Origin of the sequence: Streptacidiphilus sp. MAP12-33 (genome assembly GCF_041261265.1) — a bacterium.
Lineage (GTDB): Bacteria > Actinomycetota > Actinomycetes > Streptomycetales > Streptomycetaceae > Streptacidiphilus.
In genome coordinates, this window is record NZ_JBGCCA010000006.1 from 203,834 (window position 1) to 222,071 (window position 18,238).

Consider the following 18,238-nt stretch of genomic DNA (forward strand, 5'->3'; position numbering starts at 1 on the left):
CCAATCCGAGTCGAGGTCACGAGCGGGCGAGGTCGGGGAGGGCGTCGCCGAGGACGGACCGGAGCCGGTCCAGGGCGCGCGAGGTCTGCGTCCGGACGGCGCCGTTGCTGCTGCGCAGAACCCGAGCGGTCTCCTCGACGCTGCGGTCCTCCCAGAACCGCAGCACCAGCACCGCCCGGTCGCGCGGGCCGAGCCGGGCCAGCGCGTCGAGCAGGGTGAGCCGCAGGGTGGCGTCCTGCTCGCCGACCACCGCGTCCGGCAGCCGCCCGGTGGGCTGCTCGGCGCTGCTGCGTCTGCGGCGGTGAGTGAGGAAGACCCGCACCAGGACCGTGTGCGCGTAGGCGACGGGATTGTCCGCCCTGGCCACCCGGCGCCAGTGCACGTACATCCGGCCGAGCGTCTCCTGGACGAGGTCCTCCGCGAGGTGCGGATCGCCCGAACTGAGCAGCGCCGCCGACCGGTACAGCGCGCCTGTCCGGGCGGTGGCGAAGTCCAGGTAGTCGCTCTCGTCCGCCGCCTTCATCCGCGCCCCCGCTCTCTCGGCATCCCCTACGCCTCTTCGACGCGGTGAGGCCCGCGGGACGTTACAGGGACGCGAAAAGCCCCCCACCCTTTCGGGCGGAGGGCTGTGGTGGGGCTTCGCGAAGATCCGGACCGATCAGTCGTTGGGCCGCAGCTGCTCGGGGTTGAGCAGCGCGAACGCGGTGGCCCCGTCGGTGGCCTCACGCAGGAAGTCGGCGTGACCGGCGTGGCGGCCGATCTCCTCGACCAGGTGCAGCATGATCCAACGGGCGGAGCGGCGGGCGCCCTTGGGGTTCCACGGACGGTCCGGGAGCGGGACGGTGACCTCCATGTCCGGCAGGCCGCTGATGACCTCGGTGGTCTCGGCGGCGACCTCGTCCCAGAGCTTGAGGTAGTCGTCGATCTCCTCGCCGTCGAGAAGCCGGAACGAGTCGGCCCAGGTCTCCATGTTCCGCTCGACGAGCGGTTCGCGACCGGCCAGGATCACCCTGGTCCAGTGGCTCTCCGTCTCGGCGAGGTGCTTGACGATGCCGCCGAGGGTGAGCTCGCTCACCGTGGGACGAGCGGTCAGCTGCTCACGGCTCAGCCCGCCGACCGCCCGGCGGACGGCGGCGCGCTGCGCCTCGACGAAGTTGAGCAGGGCTTCGCGCTCGTCGTGCTCGGCGTTGACGACAGTCGGCATGGGGACCACCTCGGCTTTCTCGTTCCTTGCGTGGTCCCCACCCTAGGCAGCAACTAGGACAGTAGCTGTCCTCCTTCCCCTGCTTGTCAGCCGAACGGGTGGGTCACCACCGTCAGCGTGGTGGTGGCAGCCGGCTGAGGAAGACCTCGAAGGCGGTGGGCTCGACCCGGGTGACGCCGGTGAACGGGAAGTCCATCTCCTTGACCAGCAGGAGCGAGACCACCACCAGCGCGGTGAGCGTCAGCACCATCAGGCCGTGGGCGACGGTGTTGGACAGCCCGAACAGGTAGGTGAACCCGACCGTCAGCAGGCCACCGGCGATGAGGGCGACCCACAGGATCGGCGGCACCGAGTCGTCGACCTCGGTGAGCCGCGCCCGCCGCTCGGAGGCCAGGTCCTCGACGTGGGTCACGGCGTGCTCGAAGAGCACCTGCTGCCGCGCGTCGGCCGGGGTGAAGCCGAGCACCTCCGAGCGCATCGCGTAGACGAGCTGCGTCGCCTGCGGACTGCTCCTGTGCTGGGACATCAGCGGCCACTCCGTGTCCTGCACGGTCCTGGCGTACTCCAGTGTGTTGTGCTCCAGTTGCGAACCCATCGGGAGGGGCAGCTCCCGCGAGATCCAGTAGACGCCGGCCAGGGCGTCGGCCTCCTTGAAGGTGGTCTGCCGCGCGGAGTCGAGGTTCTGCCACACGGCGATGACGACGAAGGCCAGCAGCACCGCGTACATCACCCCGACCGCCGCGAAGATGAACCCCGCCACGTCGTTGTGCGACTCCCGCTTCCGGTGTGGGACGAAGTGCTGCAACAGCCAGAGCGCGAGCGCGCAGACCAGGAGCGTGCCGAGCAGGATGAAGACGTCGCTCCAGCTCACGAGTGCGTTCCGCCGCTCAGTCGCGCGGCCGGGCGACCTCGACGTTCTCCAGCACCCCGAGCGCGTCGGGGATCAGCACGGCGCAGGAGTAGTAGGCGCTGACCAGGTACTGGATCACCGCCCGCTCGTTGATGCCCATGAACCGGACCGAGAGGCTGGGCTCGTACTCGTCGGGCAGCCCCGTCTGGTGCAGGCCGACGACGCCCTGTTCGTTCTCCCCGGTACGCATGACCAGGATCGAGCTGGTGTGCCCGCCGTTCACCGGGATCTTGTTGCACGGGAAGATCGGTACTCCGCGCCAGGCCGGGATCCGGTTGCCGGCGACCTCCACCGACTCGGGATAGAGCCCGCGCCGGTTGCACTCGCGCCCGAAGGCGGCGATGGCGCGCGGGTGGGCCAGGAAGAACTTGTTGCCGCGGCGCCGGGAGAGCAGCTCGTCCATGTCGTCCGGGGTGGGCGGGCCGCCGTGGGTGTGGACGCGCTGCTCGTAGTCGGCGTTGGGCAGCAGCCCGAACTCCGGGTTGTTGATCATCTCGTACTCCTGGCGTTCGCGCAGGGCCTCGATGGTCAGCTTGAGCTGCTGCTCGATCTGGTTCATGGGCTGGTTGTAGAGGTCGGCGACGCGCGAGTGCACCTGGAGCACGGTCTGCGCGACGCTCAACTCGTACTCACGGGGGGCGAGTTCGTAGTCGACGAAGGTCCCCGGAAGCTCCGGCTCGCCGTCGTGCCCGGCGGCCAGCTCGATGGCGGCCTGCCCGTGCGAGTCCTGCGCGGCGGCGCCGGAGGCCGAGAAGGCCTCCACCTGGGCGCGGAGTTCGGGCGAGCGGGCGAGCAGGTCGGTGAAGGCCTGGCGCGGGAGGGTGAGCAGGGTGCCGGCGGTGGCCGCCTTCACCGTGTACTCCCACAGCGCGTCCTCGCCCAGCAGGGCCTCGTCGCCGAAGTGGTCGCCGTTGGCGAGCACGCCGAGGACGGCGTGGCTGTCGCCGAACTTGCCGGCGCCGATCTTGTTGACCTTGCCGTGCGCGATCACCATCACGTGGTCGACGACCTCGCCGTACTCGGCGATGACCTCGCCCGGCTGGAAGTCCCGCTGCGAGAAGCGGTTCGCCAGCTCGGCGAGCAGCGCGTCGCCCTCGAAGCCGCGCATCAAGGGCAGTTCGACGAGGCTCGGCGGCACGATCCGGGTCTCCGCCCCGGTCTGCGCGAAGCTCACCCGCCCACGGCCGGTGGCGTAGCTGAGCCGGCGGTTCACCCGGTAGGTACCGCCGGACACCTCCACCCACGGCAGCATGCGCAGCAGCCACCGGGAGGTGATGCCCTGCATCTGCGGGGGCGTCTTGGTGGTCGTGGCGAGGTTCTTGGCCGCCGCGGTGTTGAGCGCGGACTGCGCGCTCTGAGCGGCGGAGCTGTCTGACGTGGCGTCAATACCAGCGTCGACGGACATGTTCGGGGCCCTCCCCTGGGAGCGGATCGACGTCTCCAGAGTGGGGGGTGGCGCGGCACCGGGGTATTCCCCGAACGAGCGGGAATGGCATGGACATTGACGGGGTACGGCGGGCACTTGTTCGGCAGGACGGATCAGTTGCACTCCCCCAGGGGCGCGAGGAACTGCGCGAGAAACCCCCCTGTGCGGATGGCCCTGCGCGTTGGGGAGTACCTGCTCATCGGTGGCTTGTCGCGCAGTTCCTCGCGCCCCTGAGGTGGTGCAACCGCGCGCGGGAGCGAACCCGAGCGCTACAGGGCGGCAAGCAGGTGCGGCCAGGCGGTGGAGTCGGGGTCGATGACGGCGAAGTGGCCGGCGTCCGGGACCTCGATCAGCTGGACCTCGTCGCCCGACTCGCGCGCGGTGCGCGCGTAGGCGCGGGACATGGTCGGGGGGACGGAGTCGTCGTCCGCGCCGTGGATGAGGGTCGTCGGAAGGCCCAGCGGCAACAGCGCCGCCGGATCGCAGTCCGCGTACCGGGAGCCGAAGGCGTCCACGCTCCCGCCCATCATGGCGCGGGCCGCGCCCCCGCCCAGGTCCCACTCGTCACTGAGGCGCAACGACGCGCAGCCCGCGAGCGAGACCACCGCGTCCGGGTGGGACTCCGACCGCCACGGCGACCCCGCCGGCAGGCGGCGCCGCGCCGCCGCCCACAGCGCCAGGTGACCGCCGGCCGAGTGGCCCACGTAGACCGTGCGCGTGGGCCGCAGGCCCTGCGCCGCGGTCATCATCGGCAGGGCCTCCGCACAGACCGCGACGTCGTCGAAGATCTCCGGCCAGCCCGGCGTCCGCCGGTACTCGGGCACGGCGACCAGGAAGCCCTGCGCCGCCAGCGCCTCGGCGAGCGGCGCGGTGTGGTGCCGGTCCCACCGGGGGCGCCAGAAGCCGCCGTGGAAGAGCACCACCATCGTCTTGCCCTCGCCGCCGGGGCCACCCGTCCCGCGCGGGAACAGGAAGTCCACCACCTGCTCCGGGTGGCCGCCGTACGTGTTCGTGTGGTCGGCCCGCAGGCGCAGCTCGCCCAACGCGTCCTCGTCCAGCACCTCAGGTTCCCCCTCTACACCGGCTCGACCGGCCGCCACCGCAGCGGGGTCGACAGGATCATCGTGCTCGACGGCGTCCCGTACTCGGCGAGCCGGTCGATCACGCTCTCGAACTCCGCCATGGTGGCGACCGCCACCATCAGCACGCAACACGCGCCGCCGGTGACGCGATGCAACTGCAACACCTCCGGCCACGCGGCGACCGCCGGGTCCCGCAGGACGCAGCGCGGGCCGTAGCACTGGACCTGGACCAGCGCGGTGACCACGCGCCCGATCCGGCTGAGGTCCACCTCGGCGTGGTAGCCGGCCAGCACCCCCGCCGCCTCCAGGCGGCGGACCCGCTCCGCCACCGCCGGGGCGGAGAGGTTCACCCGTCGCGAGAGCTCGTTGAAGGACAGTCGCGCGTCCGCCTGGAGCTCTGCCAGCAGGCGCCGGTCCACCGCGTCCAGCACGCCCCTCACCTCACACTTTTCATTCGTTAAGCCGATCGGCTGATCGCCTTTCCCAGACTAAGCCGACCGGCCGCCGGACAGCTCGTCGCCCATTCTGCGAACGGCTCTCGCGCAGCAGAATGAATCTGCCCCACCGCGCCTGGAGGACACCCATGCCTGCGACGCCCGCACCCACCCTCGGCGAACTCGGCGAGACGACGGCCACACCCAAGGTCGACTTCGCCGCCGCGACCACCCCCTATGCCGCCTACGCGGGAATCGACACCCTGCACGGCTTGCTGAACCCGCTCAGCAAGGAGCCGGCCGAGACCACCTTCATCGTCGCCACGCAGGTGATGGAGCTGCTGTTCGGCCTGGTCCGGCACGAGTGGACCCGCGCCCAGCAGGCCCTGCGCGCCGACGACCTCCCGGCGGCGACCGCCGCGCTGCGGCGCGGCCTGGACGCGCAGGGCGTGCTCGTCGACTCCTGGGAGCTGCTCGCCTCGATGACGCCGGTGGAGTTCGCCTCCTTCCGGCCGGTCCTCGGCGAGGCCAGCGGCTTCCAGTCGTACACGTTCCTGCACCTTGAATTCATGATCGGCAACAAGCACGAGCGGCTGCTGCGCCTGTACGCGGGCAGCCCCGAGGTCCACGCCGACCTGCGCCGCACGCTGGAGGCCCCGAGCCTGTACGACGACGCGGTGGCGTTCATGGAGCGGCGCGGCATCGACGTCTCCTCCCCCGTGGCCGCCTGGCTCTCGGTCTATGCCGACCCCAAGCAGCGCGACCTGTGCGAGCTCGCGGAACTGCTGATGGACGTCGCCGAGCGGGTCACCCGATGGCGCCAGCGCCACCTGGCCTCGGTCAAGCGCTGCATGGGCGCCAAGCCCGGCACCGGCGGCTCCAGCGGCCTGAGCTGGCTGCGCCACGCGGCCGAGCAGGACGTCTTCCCGGACCTGTGGGCTGTGAGGGATGCCCTGTGAGCACGCAGCCGGAACGGAGCCGGGACGGAGTGCGACCCGACAGCCCTGTGAGCGGGCCGACGCGTGCGGACGCGCTCGCGCTCGACGCCGTCGACCCGCTGACCGGGTTCCGGGAGCGGTTCACGCTCCCCAAGGACGTGCTCTACCTCGACGGCAACTCCCTCGGCGCGCTCCCCGCGCACACCCCGGAGCGTCTGCGGCGGATGGTCGAGGAGGAGTGGGGCCAGGGCCTGATCCGCAGCTGGAACGAGGCCGGCTGGTACGACCTCCCGCGCGGTCTCGGCAACCGCCTCGCCCCGCTGGTCGGCGCGGCCCCGGACCAGGTCGTGGTCTGCGACTCCACCTCGGTGAACCTGTTCAAGGTCCTCAGCGCCGCGCTGCGGCTGCGTCCCGGGCGCGGGACGGTCGTCAGCGAGCTGGGCAGCTTCCCGACGGACCTCTACATGACGGAGGGCCTCGCCCCCGCCCGCCGCCTGCTGATCGGCCGCGACGGCGACGCCCTGGAGGACCTGCTCGGCGAGGACACCGCCGTGGTGCTCCTCTCCCACGTCGACTACCGCACGGGCCGGCTCCAGGACATGGCGGCGGTCACCGCGCGGGTGCAGGCCGCAGGCGCGCTGATGGTCTGGGACCTGTGCCACTCGGTCGGCGCGCTCCCGGTCGAACTGGACGCCTGCGGGGCCGACTTCGCTGTCGGCTGCGGCTACAAGTACCTCAACGGCGGCCCGGGCGCTCCCGCGTTCCTCTACGCGGCCACCCGGCACCTCACCGACGCGCGGCAGCCGCTCAGCGGCTGGTTCGGCCACGCGGCGCCGTTCGCCATGTCGCCGGACTACCGTCCGGCGGACGGCGTCGGCCGCTTTCTGACCGGCACTCCGCCGCTGCTGAGCCTCGCCGGCCTGGACGCGTCGCTGGACGTCTGGGAGGACGTCGACCTCGCGTCGGTGCGGGCGAAGAGCCTCAGCCTGACCTCGTTCTTCCTGCGGCTGACGGACGCGCTCGGCCTGGAGACGGTCACCCCGCGCGCGGAGGCGGAACGCGGCAGCCAGATCTCCCTGCGACACGAGTCCGCGTACGCGGTGGTCCAGGCGCTGATCGCCCGCGGCGTGATCGGCGACTTCCGGGAGCCGGACATCATGCGGTTCGGCTTCACGCCGCTCTACGTCTCCCACACGGACGTCTGGGACGCGGCGGAGGCGCTGCGACAGGTCCTCGACACCCGCGAGTGGGCTGACGCCCGATTCGCCGCCAGGGCTTCCGTTACCTGAGACAGCCGGTTGCACTCTCCAGGGGCGCGAGGAACTGCGCGAGCAACCACCCTGTGCGGATGGCCCTGCTCAGTGAGGACCATCTGCTCATCGGTGGCTTGTCGCGCCCACGCAGGGGGCACCTCCCGGCCGAAGGCTGGGGGAGGAGCCGCAAATCAGCAGAGCCTCGCGCCCCCGGATAGTGCAACGTCCCCCGTCAGCACCGTGTGCATGAGACGCCACTGTCATAACCCCGCGCCCGCTGTCACAATGCGGGCATGCACACCCGTACCCCCCGCTCCAGCCTCGGGCTGACCCTCGCGCTCGTCAGCGCGTTCGCCTTCGGTGGTTCGGGGGTCGCCGCGAAACCGCTGATCGAGGCGGGGCTGAGCCCGCAGCAGGTGGTGTGGGTGCGGATGGCCGGCGCCGCAGCCGTGCTGCTGCCGGTGACGGTGCGGCACCGGCGCCTGCTGCGGACGCAGCCCTGGCTGCTGGTCGGCTTCGGACTGCTCGGGGTGGCCCTGGTCCAGGTGTCGTACTTCTTCGCGATCTCCCGGGTGCCCGTCGCGATCGCGATGCTGCTGGAGTACCTCGGGCCGACCCTGCTCCTCGGCTACCTGCGCTTCGTCCAGCGCCGGCCGATCACCCGCTCGGCGGCCCTCGGCGCGCTGACGGCGACCCTGGGGCTCGCGCTCGTCGTCGAGGTGTGGACCGGCCTCGGCGGGCTCGACCCTGTGGGGGTCCTGTTCGGGCTGGGCGCCGCCGTCTCCCAGGTCGGCTACTTCGTGATCTCCGAGAAGGCGGGTCGCTCCGCCGCCTCTGCGGACCCCGCCCAGCGGATCGATCCGGTCGCCCTCAGCGGCTTCGGCCTGCTGATCGGCGCGCTCGTGGTGACGCCGCTGGCGCAGCCGTGGTCACTGCCCTGGCACGTGCTGGGCGGCGAGGCCACGATGGGCTCGCGGCACGTGCCCGCGTTCGTGCTCGCGCTGTGGATGGTGCTGGTGTCGACCGTCCTGGCCTACCTGACCGGTGTCGCCTCCGTCAGCCGGCTCTCGGCGCCGGTCGCCTCCGTCGTCGCCTTCCTGGAGGCGATCTGGGCGACCGTGCTGTCGTGGTTCCTGCTCGGCGAGCACCTCGCCGCGCCGCAGCTGGTCGGTGGCGCGCTGGTGCTGGTGGGGGCGTTCGTCGCGCAGACGAGCCGGCCGGCCGAGAGCGCCACCCTGATCGCCGCCGAGAGCGCGCCCGCGCGCGAGGTCGGGCAGGCCGCGTCCCGCTGACGGACGCCCCGACGTGCGGGACCGCGCGCGGGCGCGCATCGTGTTGCCATGAGCGCGATGCAGATGACGAACAACAGCAACAACGCGAGCTTCCGCCCCAACGTCCGGCTGCTCGCGATGGGCGCCGCGATGACCGGTGTGGGCGCGATGGTGGTCGCCACCGGAGCCGCGATGGTCGGCCTCTCCCTGGCCGTGGCGGGACGCCGCTGGGTCCAGAGCTGGGAGACCCCGCCGACGGAGATGGCCCAGCGCACCTTCGCACAGGCCCGCGTGGCCTCGCAGGCCGGCATGGACGCCTGGCGCGGCGCGGGCCCGTCGATGAACTGACGGACGGCACATGACACCACGCGACACCACGCAACACCACGCAGCCCCGCGGCACCGCCGCGGGGCTGCTGCGTCCCCTGCACCGGAAGGGCTTGCGCGGGAGTCTGCAACGACGTAATCATGATTACAACGGCAGCGACCACGCGCGGAGGAGCACCCTCGTGAGCGAGAAGCACAGCCCGTCCATCCTCGAATGGGCCGGCGGCCCGGAGGCGCTGGAGCGGCTCACCACCACCTTCTACGGCCACGTCCGCAAGGACCCGCTGCTGGCGCCGGTCTTCGCCGGGATGGACGCCGAACATCCGCAGCACGTCGCCCTCTGGCTGGCGGAGGTCTTCGGCGGGTCGCAGGACCCGCGTCGCTACACCGAGGAGCGCGGCGGACACCCGCACATGGCCCGGCAGCACCTGGGGCGCGGGATCACCGAGGAGCAGCGGCGCCGCTGGGTCGCCCTGCTGCTGGACTCCGCGGACGAGATCGGCCTGCCGACGGACCCGGAGTTCCGGGCGGTGTTCGTCTACTACATCGAGTGGGGCAGCCGGATGGCGCTGATCTACTCCGGCGAGAACCCGCCACCGATCGACGCGGCCGAGGTGCCGCGCTGGTCCTGGAACCAGACCCCGCCCTGGATCCCGTCGTCCTGAGCGTCGCCTACGTCGGCTCGGCGACGGAGAGCAGGTAGGCGGCGTACTCGTCCAGCGCGGTCGCCGCGGCGGCGTCGTCGCGGTCGATGAGCCACTGGAGCGTCAGGCCGTCGAGGACGGCGAGGCCGTAGCGGGCGAGGGTGGGCAGCGGGACCGTCCAGGCGAAGCCGCCCAGCCGGGCCATCGTGGCCAGGGACTCGCCGTTGACGGCGAGGTAGCGGGCGTACTGGTGCCGGGCCACCTCGGCCAGGCCCGGCTGGCGCAGCGCGTACTGGGTGAGCTCGTAGGTGAGCAGGTGCTCCTCCGGCGTCGCCCGGATCCTGGCCCAGTAGGCCCGCAGCGCGTCGTGGACGACGTCCGCGACCGGCGCGCCCTCGACGGCCGCCGCGACGGCAGGCGCGATCGCGCCCTGCATGATGCGCTCGACGACGCTGTGCAGCAGCTCCTCCTTGGAGCGGAAGCAGTAGTGGAACGCCCCGAGCGGCAGCCCGGCCTCCGCGACGATCGCCCGGGTGGTCGCCTTGGCGACGCCGTCGCGGATCATGACCTTCAGCGCCGCCTCGATCAGCTCCTCGCGGCGCTCGTCGGCGGATCGGCGGACCATGCGGAACTCCAGGTGCTGGTGGATGTGGGAGGCGTTCGGGGCACGCTACCCCGGCGCTGCCGGCAAGCCGTGCCGCCTACGGGAAGGCGTGGCCCTCGCCCTACAGGAAGGCGTAGCCCTCGCCCCGGTAGGTCGGCGCCTCGCCGACGATCCGGTCGCCCTCGACCAGGTGCAGCCGGTCCACGCGCTCGCACAGCTCACCGGCCTTGGCGTGGCGGAACCAGACCCGGTCGCCCAGGCGCAGCTCGTCCGCCGCCGCCCCGACCAGCGGCGTCTGCACCTCGCCCGCGCCCTCGGTGCCGACCAGCTTCAGGCCCTGCGGCCAGACCGGCGTCGGCAGCCGGTCGGCACCGGCCGGACCCGAGGCGACCCAGCCGCCGCCGAGGACGGTGACGTGGTGCGGCGCCGGACGTCGGACCACCGTCAGCGCGAAGTAGGCGGCGGGCAGCGGGCTGAAGGCCCGGTAGTGGTCGAACAGACGCGGCGCGTACAGGCCGGAACCCGCTCCCAGCTCGGTGACGGCGGACTCGGACGAGGTCGACTCCAGGCTGCCGGTGCCGCCGCCGTTGACGAACTCCAGCGGCGCGACCTCCTGGACCGCGCGGACCGCGGCCGCGCGGCGGATGCGCAGCTCCTGCCGGGACATGCGCTGCACCAGCCGGACTCCCGCGCGCATCAGCGGCGAGCCGGGCTGGTTGTCGGCGAGCCCGGCGATCTGACCCTCGTAGGACATGACGCCGACCAGCTTCAGGCGCGGTCGGGCGACGACGGCGCGGGCCAGCGCGCCGGCGGCCTCCGGGTCGTGCATCGGGGAGCGGCGCATGCCGAGGTGGACGCGGCCGCCGAGCAGGCGCAGCGAGGCGTCGAGGTCGAGACAGACGCGCAGCCGGGGGCCGCCGCCGGGGACGGACGCGGCGACGGCCGCGATCAGGTCGAGGTGCTCGACGGAGTCGGCCATGACGGCGATCCGCGCGGCGGCGCTCTCGTCCGCGGCGAGCTCGCGCAGGGTGGCGGCGTCGGCGCAGGGGTAGGCGACGAGGATGTCGCCGAGGGACTCGTCCGTGGTGCGGGCCAGCCAGAGCGCCTCGGGCAGGGTGAACGCCATGATCCCGTGGTAGCCGGGGGTGCGCAGCACGTCCTCGATCAGGGCGCGGCAGCGCAGCGACTTGCTGGCCAGCCGGATCGGCTTGCCGCCCGCGCGGGCGGCCATCTTCTCCGCGTTGGCACGCAGCGCGCCGAGGTCGACGACGGCGAACGGCGGGCGCAGTTCGGCGGTCGCCGCCTGGAGCTGGGCGAACGAGGCGGGAGCAGGGGTCTTCACGGTGCTCTCGGTGGTCATCGACAGGCCTCTCGCTGGACGGCTGGAGCCGGCGCTCGAACCGCAGCGTTACTTGTTCACTTGTCCAAGTCAAGACTCTTGGACTCTTGACTTGGACAAGTGAACAAGTTCAGTCTTCGGTGCCATGACGAACGCGTGGCGCAACTGGGCAGGGAACGAGCAGGCGCACCCGGTGCGGGTGGCGCGGCCGGCCGACGCGGGCGAGGTGGCGGCCGAGGTCGCCGCCGCCGTCCGGGACGGGCACGGGGTCAAGGCGGTCGGCGCCGGGCACTCGTTCAGCCCCACCGCCGTCGCGCCCGGCGTGCAGTTGCAGCTGGACCGGATGAACCAGCTGATCTCGGTGGACAACGAGACCGGGCTGGTCACCGTCGGCGCGGGCATGCCGCTGTGGCAGCTGAACCCGCTGCTGGCCGAGCACGGCCTGGCCATGCAGATCCTCGGCGACATCGACCGGCAGACCATCTCCGGCGCGATCTCCACCGGCACGCACGGTTCCAGCACCCGCTTCGGCGGCATCGCGACACAGGTGCGCGCGCTCGAACTCGTCCTCGCCGACGGCTCGGTGATCGAGTGCAGCCCCGCCGACCACCCCGAGCTCTTCGCCGCCGCGCGGGTCGGCCTCGGTGCGCTCGGCGTGATCACCAAGGTGACCCTGCAGTGCGTCCCGCTCTTCGCGCTGCACGCGCAGGACACCCAGCGGCCGGTCGCCGAGGTCCTCGAGCACGCGCAGGAGCTCGCGGACGAGCACGACCACTTCGAGTTCTTCTGGTTCCCGCACAGCGAGGTCGCGCTGACGCGCCGGTTCACCCGGCTCCCGGCGACCGTCCCGCTCACGCCCGTCGGGGCGTTCAGCGCACGCCTGGACGAGGCCCTGAACGGCCCCGGCTTCGAGGCGCTGTGCCGGATCGGCACGCGGTTCCCGTCCACGATCCGCCCGATCGCGCGCTTCGCCGCGAAGGCGATGTCGGCACGCGAGTGGACCGACCTGTCGTACCGGATCTTCGCCTCGTCGCGGCCGGTGCGGTTCCTGGAGGGCGAGTTCGCGATCCCCCGCGAGCACGCGGTGGACGCGCTGCGGGAGATCCGGCAGTGGGTCGACCGCAACGACGAGCGTGTCTCGTTCCCGCTGGAGGTCCGGTTCGTGGCCGCGGACGACATCTGGCTCTCGACCGCGCAGGGGCGGGAGAACTGCTACATCGCCTTCCACCAGTACCACCGGATGCCGTATCAGAAGTACTTCCAGGCCTGCCAGGACATCCTCGGCAGCTACGGCGGCCGCCCGCACTGGGGCAAGATGCACGACCTCGACGCGGCGGCGCTGCGCCCGCGCTACGAGCACTTCGACTCCTTCGTCGCGATGCGCGACAAGCTCGACCCGACGGGCCTGTTCGCCAACCCGTACCTGGACCGCGTCCTGGGCAGGGCGCCGCAGGCGCGTTAGGGGCGCGAGGAACTGCCGATATCGGCTTCTCCCCCAGCCTTCGGCCGGGAGGTACCCCGGAGGTGCCCCTGAGTGGGCGCGAGCAACCCACTCCAGGCGGATGGCCGTGTCCGCTCGGGATCCCAAGGTCCGCGGGAGGGGGTCCCCCGGCCGGAGGCTGGGGATTGTCGCGCACTCAGTTCGTCGAGCAGAGCCCCGCGCCCCCGGAGAGTGCGGCTTCCTGCGGCAGCGACCAGCTGGGATAGTGCAATTCCGCCCGCCCTCAGGAGGATTGCACGTGAGTAGCGACCCGCTCTTTCCTGCGCTTGCCCGTGGTGGGACCGCGCCCGCGGTCCGGTTCGGGGAGCGGGAGCTCGACTACGCGCGGCTGCGCCGCGCGGTGCTGGCCACCGCCGCCCGGATCGGCGACGCGCGGCGGGTCGCCCTGTGGGCGACTCCGACGCTGGAGACCGCGGTGGGCGCGCTCGCGGCCCTCGCCGCGGGCGCGGAACTCGTGCCGCTGAACCCGAGGAGCGGCGAGCGGGAGCTCGCCCACGTGCTGGGCGACAGCGCGCCGGAGCTCGTGCTCGCCGCGGAGGAGGTCGAGCTCGCGGGCCTGCCGGTCGTCCGACCCGACGTCAGCGGCGACGGCCCGGAGCGGGATTGGCCGAGTGAGCCGGACGACGAGGCCACCGCTCTGATCATCTACACCTCCGGGACCACCGGCCCGCCGAAGGGCGCGGTGATCCCGCGCCGCGCCGTGCGGGCGACGCTGGACGCGCTCGCGCAGGCGTGGGCGTGGACGGAGGACGACGTGCTCGTGCACGCGCTGCCGCTGTTTCACGTGCACGGGCTGGTCCTCGGCGTGCTGGGGCCGGTGCGGCGCGGCGGCGCCCTGCGGCACCTCGGGCGGTTCTCGACCGCCGGCGTGCGGGACGAGCTGGCGGGCGGGGCGACGATGCTGTTCGGCGTGCCGACGATGTACCACCGGCTGGCCCAGGACGTCGGCGACGACCCGGCACTGGCGAAGGCGCTGGCCGGGGCGCGGCTGCTGGTCTCCGGCTCGGCCGCGCTGGCCCCCCGGGACCACCGGGCGATCGAGGCGGCCACCGGGCGGCAGGTGATCGAGCGCTACGGCATGACGGAGACGCTGATGAGCACGGCCGTCCGCCCGGACGCCGCGCACCGGCCCGGCACCGTGGGCACCCCGCTCGCCGGCGTGGAGCTGCGGCTCGTCGACGAAGCCGGCCTGCCCTTCGACCACCGCGACGGCGAGAGCGTCGGCGAGATCCAGGTGCGGGGGGCGAACCTGTTCGCCGGCTACCTGGGCCGTCCGGAGGCGACGGCCGAGGCCTTCGCCGCGGAGGGCTGGTTCCGCACCGGCGACATGGCCGTGCTGGACCCGGACGGCGCAGTGCGGATCGTCGGCCGAAAGTCCACGGACCTGATCAAGAGCGGCGGCTACAAGATCGGCGCGGGCGAGATCGAGAACGTGCTGCAGGAGCACCCCGCCGTCGCCGAGGCGGCGGTCACCGGCGAGCCCGACCCGGATCTGGGCGAGCGGATCGTCGCCTGGATCGTCCCCGCGGACCCGGGAGCGCCGCCGACTCTCGACACGCTGGCCGACCACGTCGCCGCCCGCCTCGCGCCGCACAAGCGCCCGCGCGAGGTCCGTCACCTCGCGGCGCTGCCGCGCAACGACATGGGCAAGGTGATGAAGCGCTCGCTGGGCGCCGCCTGAGTCCACCCGCGTCCACCTGACGCCGCATCACGCGAGCCGCCGGCGCCGCACCCGAACAGGGTGCGGCGCCGGCGGTTTTCTCATGGACCGGGGGTCGGACAGGGCCGTCCGAGGGACGACGCACCCCCACGGGGACCGTCCGGGCTTACTCCGATGGAGCGGATCACGAACCCGTTTCGCGACCTCCTCCATACCACTGCTGACCTGCGGAATCCATGCCTGACACGCCGTGAGGCGACGCCCCGTCAGGCGGATCTTTCGACATGCATCGGGACGTAAAGGCATTTCTTATGAATTTCAGACAGGGACGTCGGCGGACCCTCCGCCCTCCCCCTCAACGAAAGGTCCACCATGCGCACCATCTCCACCCTTGCCGGCTCGGCGATCGTCGCGGCCGGCCTGCTGTTCGCCACCCCGGCCCACGCCGCGACGGGCTGGGACCACGACGGTTGCAAGCGCGCCGTCTGGAAGGCGAACAAGGCCGAGGACGCGTTCGAGAAGGCACTGGCGGACTACAAGAAGCAGATCAAGCACGGCGGTCACCCCGGCAAGGCCGAGCGGGAGAACCTGGAGAAGCTTCGCAACCGTGCCAACCTGCTCGCCTCGGACGCCGCGCGTGACTGCCCGGTCAGCCCGGTCGGCCCGATGAAGACCGGTGTCGGCTCCACCAGCAACGGCTCGAACACGGCCGAGCTCGCGGGCGGCTCCGCGCTGATCGCCCTCGCGGGTGTCGGCGGCGGCGTGCTGGTCAAGCGCCGCCGGGCGGCCGGCCGCGCCTGAGCCCCGCCTTCCCTGACGGCCCCGTGTGCGCGTCGCGGCTCCGGCCGCGCCCGCACCCGGGGCCGGGCCCTTTGGCCCCCCGGGCCACCGGCCCACACCAGCCGACCACGCACCAGCCCACCCCGCACCACACGATCCCGCATTCCCGCCGTTCGCCCGTCCGGAGACCCGCGTGAGCACCGTCGACAGCCCGCCGCCCAGCCGCCACCACCCCGCCGTCCTGATCGCGCTCCTCGCGGTCATCGCCCTGCTGGGCGCAGCCCTGGTCATCCACGGGCGCCAGCACTTCGCCCCACCCCCGCAGCCGGCGGCCGCGCAGGGGCTCGCGCCGGGCTCGGCCGCCGCCACGCCGAGCGCGAGCGCCTCCCCCCAGGTGGCGCCCCTTCCGCCGTCGGTGCCGATCCGCGTCAAGATCCCCGTGATCGGTGTCGACGCGCCGCTGACCGGGCTCTCCCTGCTTCCGGGCGGCCAGCTGGCCGCGCCGCCGGAGGCCGACCGCAACCTGGCCGGCTGGTACCAGGCGGGCATCACCCCCGGCGAGACCGGCACCGCCGTCATCGCCGGCCACGTCGACAACGAGCAGGGACCGGCCGTCTTCTACAACCTGGGCGCCCTGAAGAAGGGCTGGACCATCGACGTGGTGCGCACGGACCGCACCACCGCCGTCTTCACCATCGACGCCGTCCAGGCCTTCTCCGCCCAGGACTTCCCCACCCAGCAGGTCTACGGCCAGGCCACCCGCCCCGAACTGCGCCTGATCACCTGCGGCGCCGGGTTCGACAAGGCCACCCAGCACTACCTCGGCAACGTCGTCGTCTTCGCCCACCTGACGTCCTCGACGCACCAGTAGCGCGGACGCCGGGTCAGAGCAGCCCGAGCTCGCTCGCGCGCATGCCCGCCTGGAAACGGCTCTTGGCGTTGAGGTGCTCCATCAGCTTGGCCGTGATGCGGCGGGTCGTGCGCAGGGAGACTCCGAGGCGGACGGCCACCGCCTCGTCGGTCAGGCCCTGGGCGAGCAGCCGCAGCACCTCGCGCTCCTGCCGGCCGAGCTCCTCCTCGGAAGCGGGCACCTGCTCGCCGAGCGGGGTCCCGGTGGCCCACAGGTTGTCGAAGAGCGCGCACAGACCGGCGACCGTGCCGGGACCGCGCAGCAGCACGGCGCCCTCCTCGCTGCGCTCGGGGTTGGCCGGGACGAGCGCGCACTCGCGGTCGGTGATGATCATCCGCAGCGGGAGAGCCGCCACCGTCCGCGTCTGTCCGCCGCGTCCGCTCAGCCAGTTCGCGTACGCGACGCTCGGCGCGTGGGCGCGCACGCTGTCGACATAGAGGGTGCGCATCCGGACGCCCCGGTCGAGCAGGGCCTCGTCCAGCGGTCGGCTGGCGTTGAGGTTGTCCTCCGTCTGGGCGCCGCCCGGGCACAGTGCCAGCAACTCCTCGCGCACGTGCGCGGTCAGGTCCGCGAGCCGCTCACGGACCGCGTCCACGCTGCCCAGGTGCTCGACGTGCGGATGGGCCCGGTTGGTGTGCAGGTGGGCGTACCACCCGTCCTCGGCGGGCTGGCAGTAGGCGGCCGACAGCAACCCGCCCCGCCCGGAATGTCGTGCGTCCACGGTGCGCCGGGTACGCTTTCCCGTCGCTGTCGCTGTGCACACGGGGGAGGAAGCGGGAGTTGGCCACCGCCAGAGCTGAGTCGGGTATGCCCGCGCCGTCCGGGGAGGACGCCGAGTGGACGGCCCTGCTGGAGGATGTGGCCCGCAGTGGCCGCCGCCTGCGGCGCGAGGAGCTGGACGCACTGCGCGACCACGGCGACCGCGCCGCCGAGGAGGGCCGCGGGCTCGCCGAGCTGATCGATGACCGGCTCGCCGTCACCGGCAAGGTCTGGGAGGGCCGGACCCTCGACGTGGCCTCGTTGTCCGCGCTGCGCGCCGGAGTGGCGGCGCTCGCCGCCGGACACGGCCGCGCCTACCGCGAGCGGCTGCGCCGCGAGGAGGCGGGACGGCGCGAGTTCGTCGCGGACCTGCTGAGCAGCCGCAGCGACCTGGGCCGGCTGGCCGAGCACGCCGAGCGGTTCGGCATCAACCTGGCCTGCGCGCACGTCGTCGCGGTGGCCGCGGGTGACGGCTACGACCTGGACGACCCGCTGGTGCGGGCTCTGGAACGGCAACTGCTGGGCCGCTTCGGCGAGCAGGAGGTGCTGCTCGCGGTCAAACACGGACGGCTGGTCTGCATCGTGCCGTCCGGCCCCGGGGAGGACGCGGCGGTCAAGGCCTTCGCCGAGCTGACCCAGGGGCGACGGGTCGTCATCGGCCGCCCGCACAGCGGGCCCGGCGGCGTCGTCCACTCCTACGAGGAGGCGCGCTCCGCCCTGGAGCAGGCCGACCAGCTCGGCCTGCCGGACCGGCTGCTGCACGCCGCCGACCTGCTGGTGCTGCCGGTGCTGCTGCGCGACCGCGAGGCCCTGGAGCAGCTGGTGCGCAGCGTGCTGGGCCCGCTGAGCAAGGCGCGCGGCGGTGCCCAGCCGCTGCTGGAGACGCTGACCGCCTACGCCGAGTCCCGCTACGTCACGGCCGAGGCGGCGCGCCGCCTCGGCCTGAGTGTGCGGGCGCTGGCCTACCGGATCGCCCACATCGTCCGGCTCACCGGCCTCGACCCGGACGACGCGCTGCAGCGCTACACCCTGGAGACCGCCGTGTTCGGCGCAAGGCTGCTGGGCTGGCCGGACGCGCCCTCGGAGGCGTAACCGTTCAGGCCGTTCAGGCCGTTCAGGCCGTTCAGGCCGTTCAGGCCGTTCAGGCCGTTCAGGCCGTTCAGGCCGTTCAGGCCGTTCAGGCCGTTCAGGCCGTT

General features: G+C 72.7%; 19 protein-coding genes. 10 read left to right on the top strand and 9 right to left on the bottom strand.

Annotated features, from left to right (window positions below; genetic code table 11):
- Positions 1–16: 16 nt before the first annotated feature.
- The 6 genes from ABH931_RS09095 to ABH931_RS09120 all read right to left on the bottom strand — a co-directional run bounded on the left by ABH931_RS09095 (position 17) and on the right by ABH931_RS09120 (position 5,053).
- Complete coding sequence (locus tag ABH931_RS09095; RefSeq protein ID WP_370111644.1) at positions 17–523, bottom strand: SigE family RNA polymerase sigma factor; 507 nt, start codon at positions 521–523, stop codon at positions 17–19.
- A 135-nt stretch (positions 524–658) separates the two neighbouring features.
- Positions 659–1,204, bottom strand: coding sequence for a DinB family protein (locus tag ABH931_RS09100; protein ID WP_370111646.1), 546 nt, complete (start codon positions 1,202–1,204; stop codon positions 659–661).
- A 112-nt stretch (positions 1,205–1,316) separates the two neighbouring features.
- Positions 1,317–2,075, bottom strand: a complete 759-nt coding sequence (locus ABH931_RS09105) for a hypothetical protein (protein ID WP_370111648.1) — start codon at positions 2,073–2,075, stop codon at positions 1,317–1,319.
- 16 nt (positions 2,076–2,091) lie between these two features.
- Positions 2,092–3,519, bottom strand: coding sequence for a family 2B encapsulin nanocompartment shell protein (locus tag ABH931_RS09110; protein ID WP_370111650.1), 1,428 nt, complete (start codon positions 3,517–3,519; stop codon positions 2,092–2,094).
- A gap of 290 nt (positions 3,520–3,809) precedes the next feature.
- Entirely contained in the window at positions 3,810–4,601 is a 792-nt protein-coding gene (locus ABH931_RS09115; protein ID WP_370111652.1) for an alpha/beta hydrolase, read from the bottom strand.
- Between the two features lie 14 nt (positions 4,602–4,615).
- On the bottom strand, positions 4,616–5,053 hold the full coding sequence (locus tag ABH931_RS09120) for an Lrp/AsnC family transcriptional regulator (protein ID WP_370111653.1): 438 nt from the start codon (positions 5,051–5,053) through the stop codon (positions 4,616–4,618).
- Between the two features lie 152 nt (positions 5,054–5,205).
- Between ABH931_RS09120 and ABH931_RS09125 the strand changes: the two genes are divergently transcribed.
- The 5 genes from ABH931_RS09125 to ABH931_RS09145 all read left to right on the top strand — a co-directional run bounded on the left by ABH931_RS09125 (position 5,206) and on the right by ABH931_RS09145 (position 9,510).
- Positions 5,206–6,015, top strand: a complete 810-nt coding sequence (locus ABH931_RS09125) for a tryptophan 2,3-dioxygenase (RefSeq protein WP_370111654.1) — start codon at positions 5,206–5,208, stop codon at positions 6,013–6,015.
- Positions 6,016–6,044: 29 nt separating this feature from the next.
- Positions 6,045–7,283: a kynureninase gene (gene kynU, locus ABH931_RS09130; RefSeq protein WP_370111691.1), complete on the top strand. Its 1,239-nt coding sequence runs from the start codon at positions 6,045–6,047 to the stop codon at positions 7,281–7,283.
- A gap of 257 nt (positions 7,284–7,540) precedes the next feature.
- Positions 7,541–8,539, top strand: coding sequence for a DMT family transporter (locus ABH931_RS09135; RefSeq protein ID WP_370111656.1), 999 nt, complete (start codon positions 7,541–7,543; stop codon positions 8,537–8,539).
- Between the two features lie 48 nt (positions 8,540–8,587).
- The gene (locus ABH931_RS09140; RefSeq protein WP_370111657.1) at positions 8,588–8,866 is read left to right on the top strand and encodes a hypothetical protein; all 279 of its coding nucleotides are present in this window, start codon (positions 8,588–8,590) and stop codon (positions 8,864–8,866) included.
- Positions 8,867–9,027: 161 nt separating this feature from the next.
- The gene (locus ABH931_RS09145) at positions 9,028–9,510 is read left to right on the top strand and encodes a group II truncated hemoglobin (RefSeq protein ID WP_370111659.1); all 483 of its coding nucleotides are present in this window, start codon (positions 9,028–9,030) and stop codon (positions 9,508–9,510) included.
- Between the two features lie 7 nt (positions 9,511–9,517).
- Here the strand turns inward: ABH931_RS09145 and ABH931_RS09150 are convergent, their stop codons facing one another.
- Both ABH931_RS09150 and ABH931_RS09155 read right to left on the bottom strand, forming a co-directional pair.
- Positions 9,518–10,114 (bottom strand): TetR/AcrR family transcriptional regulator, encoded by a 597-nt coding sequence (locus tag ABH931_RS09150; protein WP_370111661.1) that lies wholly within the window; start codon positions 10,112–10,114, stop codon positions 9,518–9,520.
- Between the two features lie 100 nt (positions 10,115–10,214).
- The gene (locus tag ABH931_RS09155) at positions 10,215–11,453 is read right to left on the bottom strand and encodes an amino acid deaminase/aldolase (protein ID WP_370111662.1); all 1,239 of its coding nucleotides are present in this window, start codon (positions 11,451–11,453) and stop codon (positions 10,215–10,217) included.
- A 124-nt stretch (positions 11,454–11,577) separates the two neighbouring features.
- Between ABH931_RS09155 and ABH931_RS09160 the strand changes: the two genes are divergently transcribed.
- From ABH931_RS09160 to ABH931_RS09175, 4 genes are all read left to right on the top strand, one after another.
- Positions 11,578–12,894: a D-arabinono-1,4-lactone oxidase gene (locus ABH931_RS09160; RefSeq protein WP_370111664.1), complete on the top strand. Its 1,317-nt coding sequence runs from the start codon at positions 11,578–11,580 to the stop codon at positions 12,892–12,894.
- Positions 12,895–13,171: 277 nt separating this feature from the next.
- On the top strand, positions 13,172–14,614 hold the full coding sequence (locus ABH931_RS09165; RefSeq protein ID WP_370111665.1) for an acyl-CoA synthetase: 1,443 nt from the start codon (positions 13,172–13,174) through the stop codon (positions 14,612–14,614).
- Between the two features lie 351 nt (positions 14,615–14,965).
- On the top strand, positions 14,966–15,394 hold the full coding sequence (locus tag ABH931_RS09170; protein WP_370111666.1) for a hypothetical protein: 429 nt from the start codon (positions 14,966–14,968) through the stop codon (positions 15,392–15,394).
- Between the two features lie 172 nt (positions 15,395–15,566).
- A complete protein-coding gene (locus ABH931_RS09175; RefSeq protein WP_370111667.1) occupies positions 15,567–16,244 on the top strand; it encodes a class F sortase in 678 nt (225 codons plus the stop codon).
- 13 nt (positions 16,245–16,257) lie between these two features.
- Here ABH931_RS09175 and ABH931_RS09180 read toward each other — a convergent pair whose 3' ends face one another.
- A complete protein-coding gene (locus ABH931_RS09180; RefSeq protein ID WP_370111668.1) occupies positions 16,258–17,004 on the bottom strand; it encodes a LuxR C-terminal-related transcriptional regulator in 747 nt (248 codons plus the stop codon).
- Positions 17,005–17,090: 86 nt separating this feature from the next.
- On the opposite strand from ABH931_RS09180, the gene ABH931_RS09185 reads away from it, so the two are divergent.
- Positions 17,091–18,134, top strand: coding sequence for a PucR family transcriptional regulator (locus ABH931_RS09185; RefSeq protein ID WP_370111692.1), 1,044 nt, complete (start codon positions 17,091–17,093; stop codon positions 18,132–18,134).
- Positions 18,135–18,238: the final 104 nt, after the last annotated feature.

Coding starts and splice junctions, on each gene's coding strand:
- ABH931_RS09095 (WP_370111644.1), bottom strand. CDS start 523: ATGAAGGCGGCGGACGAGAGCGACTACCTGGACTTCGCCACCGCCCGG.
- ABH931_RS09100 (WP_370111646.1), bottom strand. CDS start 1,204: ATGCCGACTGTCGTCAACGCCGAGCACGACGAGCGCGAAGCCCTGCTC.
- ABH931_RS09110 (WP_370111650.1), bottom strand. CDS start 3,519: ATGTCCGTCGACGCTGGTATTGACGCCACGTCAGACAGCTCCGCCGCT.
- ABH931_RS09125 (WP_370111654.1), top strand. CDS start 5,206: ATGCCTGCGACGCCCGCACCCACCCTCGGCGAACTCGGCGAGACGACG.
- ABH931_RS09135 (WP_370111656.1), top strand. CDS start 7,541: ATGCACACCCGTACCCCCCGCTCCAGCCTCGGGCTGACCCTCGCGCTC.
- ABH931_RS09140 (WP_370111657.1), top strand. CDS start 8,588: ATGAGCGCGATGCAGATGACGAACAACAGCAACAACGCGAGCTTCCGC.
- ABH931_RS09150 (WP_370111661.1), bottom strand. CDS start 10,114: ATGGTCCGCCGATCCGCCGACGAGCGCCGCGAGGAGCTGATCGAGGCG.
- ABH931_RS09155 (WP_370111662.1), bottom strand. CDS start 11,453: ATGACCACCGAGAGCACCGTGAAGACCCCTGCTCCCGCCTCGTTCGCC.
- ABH931_RS09160 (WP_370111664.1), top strand. CDS start 11,578: ATGACGAACGCGTGGCGCAACTGGGCAGGGAACGAGCAGGCGCACCCG.
- ABH931_RS09170 (WP_370111666.1), top strand. CDS start 14,966: ATGCGCACCATCTCCACCCTTGCCGGCTCGGCGATCGTCGCGGCCGGC.
- ABH931_RS09185 (WP_370111692.1), top strand. CDS start 17,091: ATGCCCGCGCCGTCCGGGGAGGACGCCGAGTGGACGGCCCTGCTGGAG.